Genomic DNA, 15900 nt, shown 5'->3' on the forward strand with positions numbered 1-15900 from the left:
TGCCCTGGAACGCGGCTGCGGCTCAATCCGCACCCCGCGCCGGCGGCAGTCCGTGACGTCGTTCGGTGTCGAGAATAGTATCAGCGGAAAACGGATGCGCCGTCCATGGCTTCCGGGATGCTGCCGATTCACAAGAAAGGTTGGGTACAGAGGAGCAGAGGTCAAAAGAGAGGAACAGAGGCCCAAGACGACGGTTTCCTCTGCTCCTCTCTTTCCTTCTCTGTTCCTCTGTACCCGACCCGTTCCTTGGTCAGCCGCCGGAGCCCTGCCCCAGCGCGTCCAGCAGCTTGCCGTGGATGCCGCCGAAGCCGCCGTTGCTCATCACCAGCACCACCTCGCCGCCCCTGAGCTCCGGCACCAGCCGCGCCACGATCTCGTCCGGGTCGGGGATGAAGTCGGCGGGCTTGCCGGCGGCGCGCCAGGCGTCCACCAGCTCCAGCGGGTTCATCGCCGTCTCCGCCGTGTAGCGCTCGGGGTGAAAGAGCCCCGCCAGCACCACGCGCTCGGCGCCGGCAAAGGCGTCGCGGTAGGCGTCCTGGAATTCGCGGCGCTGGGCCGTGTAGCTGCGCGGCTCGAAGACGGCCACCACCGGCCGGCCGGGGTAGCGCTGCCGCACCGCGTCGATGGTCTCGCGCACGGCCGTGGGATGGTGGGCAAAGTCGTCCATCACCGTTACGCCGCGCACCTCGCCGCGCACCTCCATCCGCCGCTTGACGCTGGCGAAGGTCCGCAGCCCCTCGCGCACCCCGTCACGGTCCGCGCCGATGGACTCGGCCGCGGCGATCACCGCCAGGCAGTTGCGCACGTTGAAGGCGCCGGTCAGCGGCGTCTGCACGTCGCCCCACACCTCGTCGCCGTGCAGCACCGTAAAGCGCGTTCCCTGCTCGCCGAACGACACGTCGCGGGCCGTCCAGCGCGGGTGCCCGCCCTCCGCCACGGAATCGTCCCCGTAGGCGAACGATTCGATCGGCGCGAAGGCCTTGGGCCCCAGCTCGCGCATGATCGGCGAATCCCATCCCGCCACCAGCGTGCCGTTGCGGGGCACCAGGTTGATGAAGCGCGCAAAGGCGAAGCGGTACGCCTCTTCGTCCCGGTAGATGTCGGCGTGGTCGAACTCGATGTTGTTGACGATGGCCGTAACGGGCAGGTAGTGCCACATCTTGGGCCCCTTGTCGAAGTACGCCGTGTCGTACTCGTCGGCCTCGATGACGAAGTAGTCGCTGTCCGTGAGCCGGAAGCTGCTGCCGAAGTTCTCGGCGATGCCGCCGATGAGGAACGACGGGTTGAGCCCCGCGCTCTCCAGGATCCACGCCAGCAGCGAGGTCGTCGTCGTCTTGCCGTGCGTGCCGGCGACGGCCAGCACGTGGCGGCCGCGCAGCAGCTCTTCCTTGATGACCACGGCGGCGGCGGTGTAGTGCATCCGCCGGTCGAGCACCGCCTCCAGCTCCTCGTTGCCGCGCGAGATGGCGTTGCCGACGACGACGATGTCGGGGTTCACGTCCAGGTTGGCGGGCGCGTACCCCTCGGCGTAGTGGATTCCCAGGTCCGCAAGCTGCGTGGACATGGGCGGATACACGGCCTCGTCGCTGCCGGTGACGCGGTGGCCGGCCGCGCGCAGCAGCCCGGCGAGCGACGCCATCGCCGTTCCCCCGATGCCGATCAGGTGGTAGTGGCGCGGGTTCGCGGCGTGGATCGCGTGGGGACGGGCGTTGGACGCGGACTGGGGCATGCCTGCATTCTCCTTGCGCAGTGGGATCAGGAGCGCGGCGGATTGCCAGAGGCGTGCCGCGCCCGGCGAACGAGCCCCGCGGCGTGTAGATTGTAGAGGCGAAAGCCCGGCGGCAACGGGCCGTTGCATCAACCAGACAAAGGCGGCGAAGAGGGATGGCGGAAGATACGGTCCTGCAGATCAACGACTCGCTGTGGATTCCGCGCGCGGAGCTCACCTACCGCGCCACACGGTCCGGCGGGCCGGGCGGACAGCACGTCAACACCTCGTCCAGCCGCGTGGAGCTGGCGTGGGACGTGGGCGCGTCGCCCAGCCTGACGGACGACCAGCGCGCGCGGATCCAGGAAAAGCTGGCCAACCGCATCAACTCCGAGGGCGTGCTGCTGATGTCGTCCAGCGAGCAGCGCAGCCAGCACCAGAACCGCGAGTCCGTCACCGCGCGCTTCGCGGAGCTGGTGGCCCAGGCGCTGGTCATCCCCAAGAAGCGCATCAAGACCAGGCCGTCCCGCGCCTCCAAGGAGGCGCGCCTGGACGAAAAGAAGAAGCGCTCCGCCGTAAAGAAGATGCGCGGCGACGTCCGCCACGACGAGTAAGCACGCGACCGGGTGCCCGCGGTGTCCGAAAACGAGAAATCGCCAACGTTTGCGTTGCTGGTGGCGTATTCGACCGGCTTGCTTCTCGGCCTGTTTCTCGTTGATATTGTTGCGCATCGGATCGCCGCCCACCCGCGCAAGGGGAACAGGATGAGCACCGCGGGAGTCGAAGTGCCGCCATTGCCCACGGGGCGGATGGAAACTGAAGAGGAGTACGCTGAACGCATCCGCAACGCCATTCGGCGTGGCGACGAGGCGTACCGGCAGGGACGTGTTTGGACGCATGAGGCAGCCATGCGTCGTCTGGCGCGGTGGCTCGGGGACTGATCTGGACCGATCCCGTCCTCGAGGACATCGAAGAACTCGCATCCACGCTGGAGCGGTACTCAAGCGCCTACTCGGTTACGGTTGTTCGTGCGTTGAGAAAGCAGGCTGAACGGCTTCCCCTGTTTCCATTCTCCGGCCGCATCGTACCGGAGTGGGGGAACCCCGCATACCGGGAAGTGATTGTCTTTCGACGCTATCGACTGATCTACCGGCTGGAGCCGGAGGTTGTGATCATTGAAACGGTGCAGGACACCCGGATTCCACTACCGGGATGGCATTGACAGCCATCGATGCTGGCTGGCAGGCGCGACGATCAGGGGAAAGAAGCCGGGGCGGCTCCGCGGTGGAGCCGCCCCGGCTTTTCTTTAATCGCACACCCCACCTCCGCCCTCCGCTCCTTGCGGGCGGCCGCCGCACACGCGCAGGATGGTGATGGTCATCTTACTGTAACCAAGATGCGCGGCGATGTCCGCCACGACAAATCCATGCGAGAGGGTGGCCGCAGTGTCCGGAGACGACGGGTTACCTACTTTCGCGTCGCTGGTGGCGTATTCGACCGGCTTGATCCTGGGCCTGTTTCTCGTTGATATTGTTGCGGATCGAATCGGCGCCCACCCGCGGAAAGGGAACAGGATGAGCACCGCGAAAGCAGACGTGCTGAGGCTGCTGGAGGACGTTCCCAGGAACGGCCAGCGCGCTCGCACCACCTTCATGAGGGATTATCCCCACCCCGAGAGCGTCGCGGCCGAAGGCAGGACCGATTTGTGGGAAGCACTGCGGGAGATCGCCGCGCCCACCGCAAAGCACGAAGTCCTGGCTGCGCTCGACGCGCTGCCGGACGGCTGCTCCGTGAACGACCTCCTTGAAGAGTTGGATGAGCGGGAGGATCTGCGGCGGGGCCTGGCATCCGCGATCTACGAGCCGCTCGTGAGCCAGGAAGAGATGGAAGCCCGGTTCGCACAGTGGGCGCACGAAGCATCTTCCAGCCATCCCGCCGAACTCCGTGAACCGCGCGAGGAGCTTCCGGCCCATTCCCCGCCGGAGGAGATCGAAGCACCGCTCTCCGCCAGCTACGAGGTGAGCCTCACGAGGGCCGAGGTTCTTGAAACCCTGGATGATCTTCCGGATGGCTGCGCCATGGAAGCCATCCTGCACACCCTGTATGTGCGAGAGCAGATCAAGCAGGGGATCTGGTCGCTGGAAAACGAGCCGACCTTCACGCAGGAAGAGGTCGAGCAAAGTCTTTCCCGGTGGCTCACCCGCTGATCTGGTCGATCAGGGCGAAGGCCGACATCCTCAAACTCGCGAAATACATCGAGCAGGACTCAAAGGCCAACGCGGACACGATGGTTGGCAGTATCATCGAAGCCGTTCGCCGTCTGCCCGAACTCCCGCTCTCCGGCAGAGTCGTCCCCGAGTGGAATCGGGCGGCATTCCGGGAGTTGATCGTTTACCCGTACCGCGTTGTGTACACGGTTTCCTCCGGACACGTGGGGATCGCCATGATCCGTCACTCCCGGCAGCCCCTTCCCAAGCGACCGCCGCGGGTCAGGTTCTGATATGACGGTGTCGCGATTGGCCATGCGCCGTCTGGCCCCGTGGCTTGGCGACTGACCTGGAGTGATCCCGTCCTCGAGGACGACGAAGAGTTCATCAAGACCCTGAACCGCTGTTTGCGCGCTGAGACAGCAGGCTGAAATGCGTCTCTGTCTCCGGCGTTCGATGCTGACAGACAGGCGTGACGCCGAGGGAAAGAAGCAGGGGCGGCTCCGAGGGAGAGCCGCCCCTGCTTCTCTTTATCATCCGGGGAAACAACACCTTTATGAGTACAGAGGAACAGAGTCAGACAGAGGAATCAAGATGATATCTCAGGTCACTTTCTCTGTCTGACCCTGTTCCTCTGTACGATTAATCTTTTTCAGGATCTGGTATCAGTTGATCGGCCTCGGCCGCGCGCAGGCGGATGCCGGTGCTGGCTTCGCCGCAGGTGCCGTCGGCGAGCAGGGCGTCGAGGGCGGCACCGATGGCCTCCTCCAGCTTTGCGTTCAGCCGGCTGAAGCCCAGCATCCCCCGCACCTCCGCCATCAGCTCCCTGCGCGGCAGGCCACCGCGCGCGCGGAGGACGGTGAGCGCAGCCTCGCGGTACTCCTCGGGAGGGATGCGCTCGGTGGGGATCTTGGTATCGCGGCGTGAGCGGACGGCGACGGTGCCGTCGGGGGCGTGGATGAAGGCGCCGCGGCGGACGAGGATGCCCTGCGCGGCGGCCGCGTCCACCGCCTGCGCGATCCGCGCGGCGATGCGCACGCCGGTGCGCGCGAGGCCCCACATGGCGGCGACGCGCGCCTCCACGTCGTCCACGTGCACGGGGGCCTCGGCATCCACCACCTCGCGCAGGGCGGCCAGCAGCAGCGACTGGGGGCTGGCCAGGATGTCCGTCCCCGCCCAGCGCGGCGTGACGTCAGCCATCACGTACGGCGCCACGGGGATCTCGGCGGGCGCGTCCGGCGGCGGATCGGCCGGGGGCGCGGCGTCCGCATCCGGGACGATCTTCTCCACCCGCACCTGCTCGCGCTGCTCGGCCTCGACGCGGCGGGCCTCCGCCTCGGCGTCGCGGGCGGCGGCGGACTGGTGCGTGTGGACGCGCGAGACTTCGATCAGCTTCATCAGCCGCTCGATCTGGCCCTCGCGGTCCTTGAACCAGTCGGTGGACCACACGCGGTGGATCTGCCAGCCGCGCGCCTCCAGCACCTGCTGCCGCAGCCGGTCGCGGTCGCGCGCGGTCTCGCTGGCGTGGTAGGCCACGCCGTCGCACTCGATGCCGCAGACGTAGCGGCCGGGCATCTCGTCATCCACCACGGCCATGTCGATGCGGTACCCCGCCGCGCCCACCTGCGCCTGCAGGTTGATTCCGCGCCGGGTGAGCTCCTCCATCACCTGCTGCTCGAAGACGGATTCCGCGTCCGCCGACAGCGAGACGGAGGCGCCCTGCAGCGTGCCCCGCTCCGCGAAGGTCAGGAAGTCGCGGAGCAGCGCGGGGCCGCGCGACGCCGACGACGAAGGATTGATCTCGTCGCCGCGCATGGAGGAGAAGACGACCATCCGCTGGCGGGCGCGGGTGGTGAGCACGTTCAGCCGCCGCCAGCCGTTTTCGCCGTTGATGGGGCCGAAGTTGTTGCGCAGCCGCCCGTCGCGCCCCTTCGCGTACGTCACGCTGAGCAGGATGACGTCGCGCTCGTCGCCCTGGATGTTCTCCAGGTTCTTGACGAAGAACGGCTCGGCGCGGTCGCGGGCGAAGAACGGCTCCAGCGAGGGATCCTGCCGGCGGCGCAGCTCCAGCTCGTCCTGAATGGCCAGCTGCTGGCGCAGGTTGAAGGTGCCGACGCCCAAGCTGACCTCCGGGCTCGCCTTTGCATGCCGCACCACCTCGTCCACCACGCGGCGCGCCTCCACCAGGTTCAGCCCCTTGCCCTCGTACACGCCGTCGGGCACGTGCACGAACGAGAGGCCGGATGCGCCGCTGGCCGCGTCCACGCTGGGAAAGGTGAACAGGTCCGCCTCGTAGAAGCTGACGTTGCTGAAGGTGATGAGCGACTCGTGCGCGCTGCGGTAGTGCCAGCGCAGCCGCGTCCTGGGCACACCGGCACCCAGGAACTCCTCCAGCACGCTCTCGGTGTCCTCGAACAGCGGCGTGCCGTCCTCCCCCAGCTCGGCCGTGGCCTGCCCGCTCATCACCGAAAAGAAGTTGGTGGGCGGCAGCTGGCGCGGATCGCCCACGACGATGAGCCGCGAGCCGCGGACGATGGAGCCCACCGCGTCCTCGGACGGAAGCTGGCTGGCCTCGTCGAAGATCACCAGGTCGAACGAGGGCGCGCCGCCGTCCAGCAGCTGCGCCACCGTCAGCGGGCTCATCATGAAGCAGGGCTTGATGGCGCGGATGGCCGATCCGGACTGCTGCAGCGTGCGCCGCAGCGGCGCGTGCCGGCGCTCCTTGGCCATCTGCGCCTGCAGAAAGGGCATGGCCTCCCTGGCGGCCGGCTCGCGCAACCGCGCCTGCACGGCGTCGCGCAACCGGCCGACGAGGGCGTCGCGGTTCTCGCGCAGCACCGCCTGGTCCAGCTGGCGGAACTCGGCCACACGCTGCTCGTGCGACAGGGTGGCGAACTGCCGCAGCGGCTCGCGCTCCTGCACGGCGGCCGTCACCCACTTCTGGTGGAAGGCGCGGCGAAAGGCGGCGGACAGGTCGCCGAACGCAATCTCCCCGCTGAAGGCGGGCGCCAGCAGCTCGCCCGCGATGCCGCCCGCCACCCGGGCCCGCACCAGCTCGAACGCCGCCCAGCGCGGCGCCAGGCCCAGCCCGGCCTCCAGCGCGGCGGCGCGCTCCGCGATCTCCGCCAGCGGCGCCTCCCCCAGGTAGTCCGCGGGCCACTCCGCCAGCGCGCGCAGCCCTTCCAGCGCCTTCGACGCGGCGTCCGCGGGGGCGCGCAAGGCGTCCGCCAGCGAGACGTCGGGCGTCGGCTGCGTGGCCAGCTCGGCGGTGGCATCGGCCAGCCGGTGCCGCACGGCGACGGCGCGGAACTCCACCACCCAGCGCACGTAGCCGTCCAGCGCATCCCAATCCGACCCCTCCCCCCGCCACAGCCCGCCGAACAGCTCGCGCCCGACGGAATCCAGCGCCTGCATGGAGGTCCGCTCGCGCCGCAGCTCGTCCACGCGGCGCATCTCCGCCGCCTGCTCGGCCAGCGAGCCGGTGTAGGAGGGCTGGCGATACGCCATCCACCGGTGCTTCGTGGCGCGGTGCTTTCCGCTCAGGAAGTTGAGGAAGCGGAGGGGGCTGGCCTCCTTTTCCTCCATGAACTGCGCGTCCGCCGCGTGGTCCTGCTGCAGCACGTCGGGGGTGAACCAGTGCGTCAGGCGGCGGTCCAGCTCGCTCACCCGCCGGCCGCGGGCGATCAGCTCCACCGCCTGCGACGGCGGCGCGTTCCACTCCGCGCTGGTCAGCACGCCCAGCGGCGCGCCCGGCGAGCGCGCCAGCACGGCGGCCACGCGCACGGCGGTGTCCACGTCCGCCAGGGTGCGCAGCGGCGGCAGGCCGAACGCCGCCTCCACCGCCGGCGCCTGCGCCGCGATCTGCGACAGGGCGGACCGAAGCTCCGCGATTCGCGTCCGCGCGTCGTCCAGCGCATCCTCCGGCCACAGCGTGCGCCGCGAGTCGCGCCAGGGATGGCCGCGCACGTCACCCGTATCCGCCGCCGCCTTGGCCAGGTCCTCCAGCGCGCGCACCGCCTCGTCGAACTGCTCGCGGGTGACGGCGGTGACCGGCTTTTCCAGCTTGACGCGCGGGGCGTCGCGCAGCGCCATCAGCTCGCCGAAGCCGCGGTAGGGGGCAAAGGCGATGGCCCCGTACGGCGCGTGGACGGCCTGCGCGTACTCCGTCAGCGTGTGGCGCACGCCGCCCAGGCGCCCCGCGACCGGCTCGCCGGCCTTGGGGCGCTGCAGGGACGCGTCCAGCGAGCGGCCGATCTCCTTGACCACGGCGCGCTTGTTGGCCTTGGTGCTGTGCATCTCCAGGCAGAAGTCGCCCAGGCCGGCGCGCACCAGCCGCTCGTGAACGACGGAGAGCGCCGCCATCTTTTCGGCGACGAAGAGCACGGACTGCCCCGCGTGCAGCGCCTGCGCGATCAGGTTGGTGATGGTCTGCGACTTTCCCGTCCCCGGCGGCCCTTCGAGCACAAGGTCGTGCCCGCGCGACACGGCGGCGATGGCGCGCAGCTGGCTGCTGTCGGCATCCACCACCTGCGCCGTGGACTCGGGGGGGAACTGCGCGTCCAGGTCCATCTGCCGCACGTCGTCCGGCAGCGCGGCGAAGGCGTCGCCCCGGCGCGTGACCAGCTGGCGGACCAGGCGATGGCCGGCAAAGGCGCCGCCGTTGGCCTCGAGGTCCTTGTACATCACGAACTTCTGGAACGCGAACAGCCCCAGGTAGATTTCCGTGGTCACCCGCCAGCCGGACTGCGTCCTGACGGCCTCGGTGACGCCGGCCATGAACTGCTGCAGGTCGTAGTCGTCGGGGATGGACGCCGGGTCGGGAAGCTCCGGCAGGGCGATGCCGAAGTCGCGGCGCAGGTACTCCGCCAGCGCGGGGTTGACGATGTAGTCGTCGTCCGTGACGGCCACCGTGTACCCCGCCCCCGCTGCGGTGCGCGCCAGCGCGACGGGAAGAAGGACGAGCGGCGCGCGGAACGCCTGCCCGGAATCCTTTGATTCGGTGTAGTGCAGCATTCCCAGCGCCAGGAAGAGCGCGTTCACGCCCTGCTCCTCCTGCGTCTCGCGCGCCTGCTCCTCGATGCGGCGCAGCGACATGTCCAGCCGCTCCGCGGGCGAGGTGGTCTGCAGCACGTCGTCGCGGTGCTTCGCCGGGATGGCGTCCGCCGCGTACGGCGCGAACTCCGCCGCCGTCGCCAGCGCGTCGTCATCCTCCCCCAGGTCGTCGAACCCGCCCGCCGTCGCGGCTTCGGGTGCCTCAGGCGCGGCGGCGGCCTCGGGCTCGTTGGTGCGATCTGCCTGATCCGCCTCGTCCATCCCCACCGTCGGATGTCCATCCGTTCCCTCGGCACCCGCGGTGTCCGCCCCGGGAGCGAACGAATTCGCCGCGGGAACGTCGCGAAGTCCGCCTTCAGGAGCGAATGAATTCGCCGCGGGAACGTCGCGAAGTCCACCTTCGTGGACTGCGTCGGCTGGGTTTTCGGGCGTGGCGGCGGGATGGGGGGCGGCGGAAGGCGCGGCATCCGGCGGCGTGGCATCCGCCCCGGCTTCTGCGGCGGGATGCGGTGCGGCGGTGGCCGACGTATCCGCCGACACCGTTTCGCTCCCCTGCCCGGGCGCCGTCACCGGGGATGCGGCAGGCGCGTCGCCCTCCGCGGGTTTGGGCGCGGGGGGCGGGGCGGCCTGAAAGCGCATCCGTTTTTCCAGCAGGTACAGCCGGCGGAAGACCTCGGCGGGCTGCTCGTCCGCGATGGCGACGGTGGACGCGCGCGTCACGCGGAAGTTGAGCGCCCGGTTGCGCTTGCTCAGGTCCAGCAGCCGGCGCTTCCAGTTGTCCAGCGCCGCCGCGATGCGGGCGTCGTCCGTGGGCGCGGCGGGGGTCTGCGTGTCGCTCATGAGATATGCGGGAGACAGATAGGGGCGCGCTGAGCACGATTGAGAAAGCTCGTTTCCAGGCCGGGATGAGACAAGCGGCGCGTAAGATCGTCGCGCCAGCATAATAATTGCCTCAGGCATAGAGTGAGATAAACACAGAACTGTCTTGCGCAACGGTATGATTTGTGGGTAGCTTTCGGCCATGGGATCTGCCGAGCGACGCCTGTATAAGAACCCGCCCCTGCGCGAGGCTGTCGTAGAATTCCGGTTCGAGGGTGACGAGAACTGGGACTCTGTGTTCTTCGGGCAGCTTCTAGTTGCCCTCCCCGACTTTCCCGAACATGAAACCGTCCATCAAGCATCACTTCTGATCGCGCCGGATGAAATGGGCTTTGGGCCGTCAGTGGAGTTGAAGCGATTTTGGCGTGCTGATCGAGGAATGGTTGTAACCGTCGGGCCGGGGCTCCTCGCGGTGAGTTCCTTACCAATGGCCATGCCTGAGGGACACAGTTGGGAGCGTTTGCGCGATACCGCTTTCGCGGTACTCGTGACGTACCAAGAGATAGTTAAACCTGGTCCTGTTCGGCTGTCTGGACTACGATACATCAACGCTGTACCGATATCTCCCTCGGCTTTTCGGCTGCGAGATTATATCGCGAATGAAGCGGGGCTCTTTCCACCTGTTCTCCTGAAGGAGGCGAACCCGTTTTCTGCTCGATTTGAACGGTTCTCATTGGCTACGACTGAGGTAAGGCGTCGTGAAACGGTCACATTGGCAGCCCAATCTGCACCGGATGGTACGGGCGAGTTGATCTTCGACATCGATCAAGTGATCCAGTGGGTCCAACTACCGGGATCGTCGGAGTTGGAAAAGGGGTATGAGAAGATGCACGCGAGAGTGCACAAGATGTTCAATCAGGTATTCCTTCCCGAGGTGCTGGCCAGCTTTGGCCCGCTCGAATCCGAAAAGGGGAGTTGACGATGTTTAACGCTTGGCCAGCAGAATTCGAGAACGTCACTGACGCGCGTAGCGGCCGCAACGCGTCCTTTGCTGTACGGCCTGTGACATCTCACGTCCAGGAGCGTGGGAGAACTACATCGATCACCCTCAATGAACGCAGTTGGAGGGCAGATTCGCTTCACCGCAGATCACATCAGTTCATTGATGCCCTCGGTGGAGAGATTCGTCCTGATGCCGAAGCCGAAGCGGCTTTTGCTGCTGTACGAGCAAACCACGTGCGGCCGGCTACAGCCGCTCGCCAGCGCGTTGGTGCCCCCCGGCCCATATCGGAGGGGCGTTAGCGCCCTTCGCTAGGGCCTGCGGAGACATGGACCCTATCCGGGACATCCTGCAGTTTCACCGTCCTTTGGACGATGAAACATTCAAGCGTGAGGCGAAGCGGCTAAGTACAGCGGCTCAGAGTGAGCGCTGGCTGTACATGGAAACCGAAGAGAGCAAGCGCGAGCCGTGGCAGGGGGACGTGTGCCCCGGCCTGCGGCTCGCGTTCGTCGCAGAGGACGGCCAAATCGAGGAGTACGTGGGCACTGTTATGCTGTTGTCCACTACGTGCGATGCTGTTCCCGGCCAAGATCCGTATGCGGTGTTTGCTCCGGTTTTCGCCGTAGCGGAGTTCCTAGAGGGGCTTACGGCCGCGCAACAAACGAGTAAGCTGAACGCTCTGAAGGGGGGGCATTATGCAAGGTACTTGTATCTTCCTGCTGCCAACGGATATCCGGATTCGTATGTAGACTTCTCCCAAGCAGCATCTGTGTCGACTCGGTACGCTGAGCGTATTTTCGAGGATGCTCCACTCGGCGCTCGCCTTAGATTGAGTCGACTGGGGTGGTACTTTTTCAATTATAAGCTTGGATACTACTACGCACGCGCGGAGGATGAAGGAGAGATACCCCGCCGGACTACAATCCAGAATACATGGGCTGTGGTCGATGGGGCCGACCACTGAGAGTAGCCATAAGAACAAAGTCAAGAAACGGGCTGGCCCACATCGGGACAGCCCGTTTTCCTACTCGTTTGCTGCTGTAGATATGCCACTTACTCGACTTGGGCACACAACGATCTCAGGACTTGTTACAACCCCAGTGGGCCGGCTCGCAACACGCTGTCTCGCAATGAGACAGTGTTGAAACCAAGCGTTCCCTAGACGCGTGTTCCTGTAAACACCCCATCCACAATGGCTAAGCCCCGCCCGGCACCCTCGCGCCGGGCGGGGTCCCCGTGTTGCCAAAGGAGTGTGCACGACACCGGGCCGTACCGTCCGCACACCGCGGGCGATCACGTGTCGGCAGCAGAAGGAGCAGGGATGCAGACGAAGTGGATGATTGCCTTGGCGCTGGCCGCGGCGGCGGCCGGGTGCGGCGGCGGCGGCGCGGCGCCGGTCACCGGCGGTCCGGGCACCCCCGCCCCGCTGGGCTCGGTGACGCTCTCGCACCCGAAAGGCGCGGTGCCGGTGGGCGACACCATCGTCATCACCATCGAGGCGCGCGACGGCGCCGGCCAGCCGGTCAGTGGCATCCAGCCGCAATTCAGCTCCAGCGACGCCACGGTGGCCACGGTGGACCCGGCCGGCGTGGTCCGCGGCCTCAAGGCCGGCGCGGCCACCATCACCGCGTCCGTGACGGTGGAAGGAATCACCAAGACGGGCACCTATGGCATCGCCGTGCTCGAGGCCGCCGCCCCGCCGCCTCCCCCGCCCGGCAACGGCATCGCCGCGTTCGCGCTGAGCCCGGCCACCGTCACGCTGGCCCCCGGCGGCAGCGCGCCGCTGGAGCCGGTGGCGACCACCGCGTCCGGCGCCCGCGTCCCCATCCTGCCGCAGGTCGCCTGGTCGGTGCAGGACGCCAGCCGCATCCGCGTCGCCGGAGGCGTGGTCACCGCGCTGGCGGCGGGGGCCACCACCGTCACCGCGTCGTTCACGGCGGAGGGGCGGACGTGGACGGCCACCGCAAACGTCATCGTCACCGCGCCGCCGGCCAACTCCACGGCCACGGTGCAGGGGGTGGAGGATGCGTTCACCCCCTCCACCGTCACCATCGCCCCCGGCGGCACGGTGACGTGGACCATGGAGGACGAGGAGCACGACGTCACCTGGACCGGCGCGGCGCCTCCGGGCGGCAACACGGGCCGCATCGACGACGACGAGGCCGTCAGCCGCACCTTTCCCGCGGCGGGCACCTACGCCTACACCTGCGCCCGCCACGACGGGGACCACGGCGGCACGGTGGTCGTGGAGGGCTCCACCGCGGCACCCGTGCTCACCGCCGTCGTCATCTCCCCCGCGAGCCCCTCCGTGGCGGTGAGCGCCACGGCGCAGCTGTCGGCCACCGGGCTGGACCAGGCGGGCCGGACGATGGCGGGCCTCCCCGCCGCGCAGTGGTCCACCGCAGACGCGGCGAAGGCCACCGTCAGCGCGACCGGGCTGGTGACGGGCGTGGCCGCGGGCACCGTGGCCGTCACCGCGCGCATCACCCACGGCGGCGCCACCCGCGAGGCCACGGTGACCGTCACCGTCGGCGGCACCACCACGCCCCCGCCGCCCACCAACCCGCCGCCGCCGCTGGCCGCGACCGTCACCACGCCGGGCGAAAGCTTCAGCCCCGCCAGCGTCACCCTCCGCGCGGGCGGCACGGTGACCTGGCAGTTCACCGGCGGCACGCGGCACAACGTGACCTTCAACGGCAACGCGCCGGCGGGCGGGAACATCCCCGACACGGACGCCGGCGGCAGCGCCCAGCGCCAGTTCGCCACCGCGGGGACGTATGCGTACACGTGCACCCGGCATTCCGGGATGAACGGGACGGTGGTGGTGGTGCCGTGACGGTGAAGGGGTGAGCGGGTGAAGGGGTGAAGGGGTGAAGGGGTGAACGAGAGCGGGAGTCGGAGTTGTGAGTCGTGAATGCGGATGGATCACCAGGCACTGGGCACCAGGCACTGCCTTCCATCCATCAACCCCCAACGCAGCACCAGGAGCACAGAACCATGAAGAAGTCCCTGACCTTGCTGATGCTGGCGGCGCTGGCCGCCCCGGCCGCCGTGCTGGCCACCCGCGCGGAGGCGGACGCCGCGACGACGCCCACGCAGCACGAGGTGCGCATGGTGCTGGCGGGCACCACCTACCGGTTCGAGCCGGCCAGCCTCACCATCCGCTCGGGCGACCGGGTGCGCTTTACCACCGCCAGCGGCGGGCCGCACAACGTGGCGTTCGACCCGGCGAAGATCCCCGACGCCGCCGAGGCGCGCATCGCGGCGGGAATGCCGCAGCAGATGTCGCCGCTCTCCGGGCCCTTCGTGCTGAACGCGGGCGACAGCTACACGGTCAGCTTCGCGGGCGTGCCGGCGGGGAGCTACGAGTTCTACTGCATGCCGCACATGGGGGTGAACATGAAGGGCGTCGTCACCGTCCAGTGACCCGCCCCGACCCACGTACGGGGACGGGCCGCGCGGCCCGCCCCGCCACCCGACCGGAGGCACCGTTGACCCGCATCATCCCCCTTGCCGCGCTCGCGGCCGCGCTGGCCCTTCCCGCGGCGGCCGGCGCCCAGTCGCTGCTGGACCGCCCGCCCAACCTGTCCGGCGGCTGGGTGGGCAACTCCGGCACGCTGTACTTCAACTTCCTGCACCGCTTCAGCGCCAGTGACGCGCCGGTGCGCAAGGTGGGCAACGTGCCCACCTTTACCGTGGCGGCGGGGCTCCCCCTGCGCACGATGGTGGGCTTTCATTACGCCACCAACTCGGCGCTGGCCCCGGGCTACCCCAACGAGTGGGAGTTCTGGGCGCGCCACCAGCTCTTTCAGCAGGACGCGGGCGCCCCGCTGGACGTGGGCGGGCAGGTGGGATACAACCTGGCCGCCGACGGGGTGGACGGCGAGGTCTCGCTGGCGCGGCGCGTGGGCCCCGTGCGCATCGTCAGCGCGGCGCGGGTGCTCAGCGACCCGCTGGCGGCGGGGGAGACGCGATTCGCGGTGGCGGGCGGGGGCACGCTGCGCATCAGCCGCTACTTCGCCTTGGCCGGCGACGTGGCCACGCTGATGGACCGGCGGGAGGGCGAACGGATGGCGTGGAGCGCCGGGCTGCACCTGGCCATCCCCCTTACGCCGCACACGCTGTCGCTGCAGGCGTCCAACACCAACGCCTACACGCTGCAGGGAATGTCGCGCGGCGAGGAAAGCGTGCGATACGGGTTCGAGTTCACCATTCCGCTCACCCTGTCGCGCTGGTTCGGCTCCGGTGCCGCGGCCGGTGGCGGGCACGGCGCGGTGCCGCCGCCCCCGGCCGGGCCCGCCACCGCCGCCGCGGACGCCTCCGCCGCGGACGCCGCGGGAACGCTGCAGCGGGCGGGGATGCGCAACATGGCGTACGCGCCGGCGCGCATCGAGGTGGCGGTGGGGACCACGGTGGAGTGGACCAACAACGACCCGCTGGCGCACACGGTGACGGCGGCGGACGGCAGCTTCGACAGCGGCCTCATCCAGCCCGGGGGAAAGTGGGCCCACACCTTTTCCGCGCCCGGCACCTACGACTTCAGCTGCACCCCGCACCCGTTCATGAAGGGAGTGGTGATCGTCCAATGAACCTGCGCGCCACCTGCAGCTTTGCGTGCGCCGCCTTTGCCGCGCTGGTCGCGGCGGGGTCGCTGGCCGGGTGCTTTTCGGAGCGCGTGGCCGGCACCACGCCGCCCGGCGGCGACCTGTGCGAGGGCACGCCCGCCAACACCATCCAGATCCGCAACTACGCGTTCGTGCAGACGTCCATCACGGTGCCGCGCGGCACGCAGGTCACCTGGGCCAACTGCGACCCCGACGTGCACACCTCCACGTCCGACAACAACGTCTGGGACTCGGGCGCCATCAACCCCGACGGCACTTTTCAGCGCACCTTCGACGCGGCGGGCTCGTTCCCCTTCCACTGCACCCCCCACCCGGGGATGAAGGCTACCATCATCGTCACGTAGCGCCCACAACCCGTCTCATTCACCCCCCGAAAAGCGGGGGTACAGAGGAACAGACAAAAGCCAGAGGAACAGAGGAAGATCGATCGTCCTCTGCTCCTCTGGCTGTTCTCTGTCCCTCTGTACCCCCCCGCTTTTGTTTTTCCCG

At 68.4% G+C, this 15900-nt stretch carries 13 protein-coding genes; 11 read left to right on the forward strand and 2 right to left on the reverse strand.

The window, feature by feature from the left end; all coding sequences use genetic code 11:
• Window positions 1–250 precede the first annotated feature (250 nt).
• Window positions 251–1729 carry a UDP-N-acetylmuramate:L-alanyl-gamma-D-glutamyl-meso-diaminopimelate ligase gene (gene mpl / locus VGC13_RS24770; RefSeq protein WP_331127995.1) on the reverse strand — a complete coding sequence of 493 codons (1479 nt, stop codon included), beginning with the start codon at window positions 1727–1729 and terminating at the stop codon, window positions 251–253.
• A gap of 155 nt (window positions 1730–1884) precedes the next feature.
• Here mpl and arfB point away from each other — a divergent pair, with 155 nt between their 5' ends.
• From arfB to VGC13_RS24795, 5 genes are all read left to right on the forward strand, one after another.
• Window positions 1885–2322, forward strand: coding sequence for an alternative ribosome rescue aminoacyl-tRNA hydrolase ArfB (arfB, locus tag VGC13_RS24775; RefSeq protein ID WP_331127996.1), 438 nt, complete (start codon window positions 1885–1887; stop codon window positions 2320–2322).
• Between the two features lie 21 nt (window positions 2323–2343).
• Window positions 2344–2649 (forward strand): hypothetical protein, encoded by a 306-nt coding sequence (locus VGC13_RS24780; protein WP_331127997.1) that lies wholly within the window; start codon window positions 2344–2346, stop codon window positions 2647–2649.
• Window positions 2634–2930, forward strand: coding sequence for a type II toxin-antitoxin system RelE/ParE family toxin (locus VGC13_RS24785; protein ID WP_331127998.1), 297 nt, complete (start codon window positions 2634–2636; stop codon window positions 2928–2930). Before VGC13_RS24780 ends, VGC13_RS24785 begins: the two co-directional genes overlap by 16 nt.
• Window positions 2931–3153: 223 nt before the next feature.
• A complete protein-coding gene (locus VGC13_RS24790) occupies window positions 3154–3915 on the forward strand; it encodes a hypothetical protein (RefSeq protein WP_331127999.1) in 762 nt (253 codons plus the stop codon).
• Window positions 3900–4208, forward strand: coding sequence for a type II toxin-antitoxin system RelE/ParE family toxin (locus VGC13_RS24795; protein WP_331128000.1), 309 nt, complete (start codon window positions 3900–3902; stop codon window positions 4206–4208). Before VGC13_RS24790 ends, VGC13_RS24795 begins: the two co-directional genes overlap by 16 nt.
• 349 nt (window positions 4209–4557) lie before the next feature.
• Here VGC13_RS24795 and VGC13_RS24800 read toward each other — a convergent pair whose 3' ends face one another.
• The gene (locus tag VGC13_RS24800) at window positions 4558–9807 is read right to left on the reverse strand and encodes a DUF3320 domain-containing protein (RefSeq protein ID WP_331128001.1); all 5250 of its coding nucleotides are present in this window, start codon (window positions 9805–9807) and stop codon (window positions 4558–4560) included.
• A gap of 181 nt (window positions 9808–9988) precedes the next feature.
• On the opposite strand from VGC13_RS24800, the gene VGC13_RS24805 reads away from it, so the two are divergent.
• The 6 genes from VGC13_RS24805 (at window position 9989) to VGC13_RS24830 (ending at window position 15755) form a co-directional block, all read left to right on the forward strand.
• Entirely contained in the window at window positions 9989–10765 is a 777-nt protein-coding gene (locus tag VGC13_RS24805) for a TIGR04255 family protein (protein ID WP_331128002.1), read from the forward strand.
• A 349-nt stretch (window positions 10766–11114) separates the two neighbouring features.
• Complete coding sequence (locus tag VGC13_RS24810) at window positions 11115–11750, forward strand: hypothetical protein (protein WP_331128003.1); 636 nt, start codon at window positions 11115–11117, stop codon at window positions 11748–11750.
• A 357-nt stretch (window positions 11751–12107) separates the two neighbouring features.
• Entirely contained in the window at window positions 12108–13622 is a 1515-nt protein-coding gene (locus VGC13_RS24815) for an Ig-like domain-containing protein (protein WP_331128004.1), read from the forward strand.
• A gap of 161 nt (window positions 13623–13783) precedes the next feature.
• Window positions 13784–14212 carry a plastocyanin/azurin family copper-binding protein gene (locus VGC13_RS24820; RefSeq protein WP_331128005.1) on the forward strand — a complete coding sequence of 143 codons (429 nt, stop codon included), beginning with the start codon at window positions 13784–13786 and terminating at the stop codon, window positions 14210–14212.
• Between the two features lie 65 nt (window positions 14213–14277).
• Complete coding sequence (locus VGC13_RS24825) at window positions 14278–15375, forward strand: cupredoxin family copper-binding protein (protein ID WP_331128006.1); 1098 nt, start codon at window positions 14278–14280, stop codon at window positions 15373–15375.
• Window positions 15372–15755, forward strand: coding sequence for a cupredoxin domain-containing protein (locus VGC13_RS24830; protein WP_331128007.1), 384 nt, complete (start codon window positions 15372–15374; stop codon window positions 15753–15755). The genes VGC13_RS24825 and VGC13_RS24830 overlap by 4 nt, the downstream gene beginning before the upstream one ends.
• The last annotated feature ends 145 nt before the right edge of the window (window positions 15756–15900 follow it).

Source organism: Longimicrobium sp. (assembly GCF_036399255.1).
Classification (GTDB): domain Bacteria; phylum Gemmatimonadota; class Gemmatimonadetes; order Longimicrobiales; family Longimicrobiaceae; genus Longimicrobium.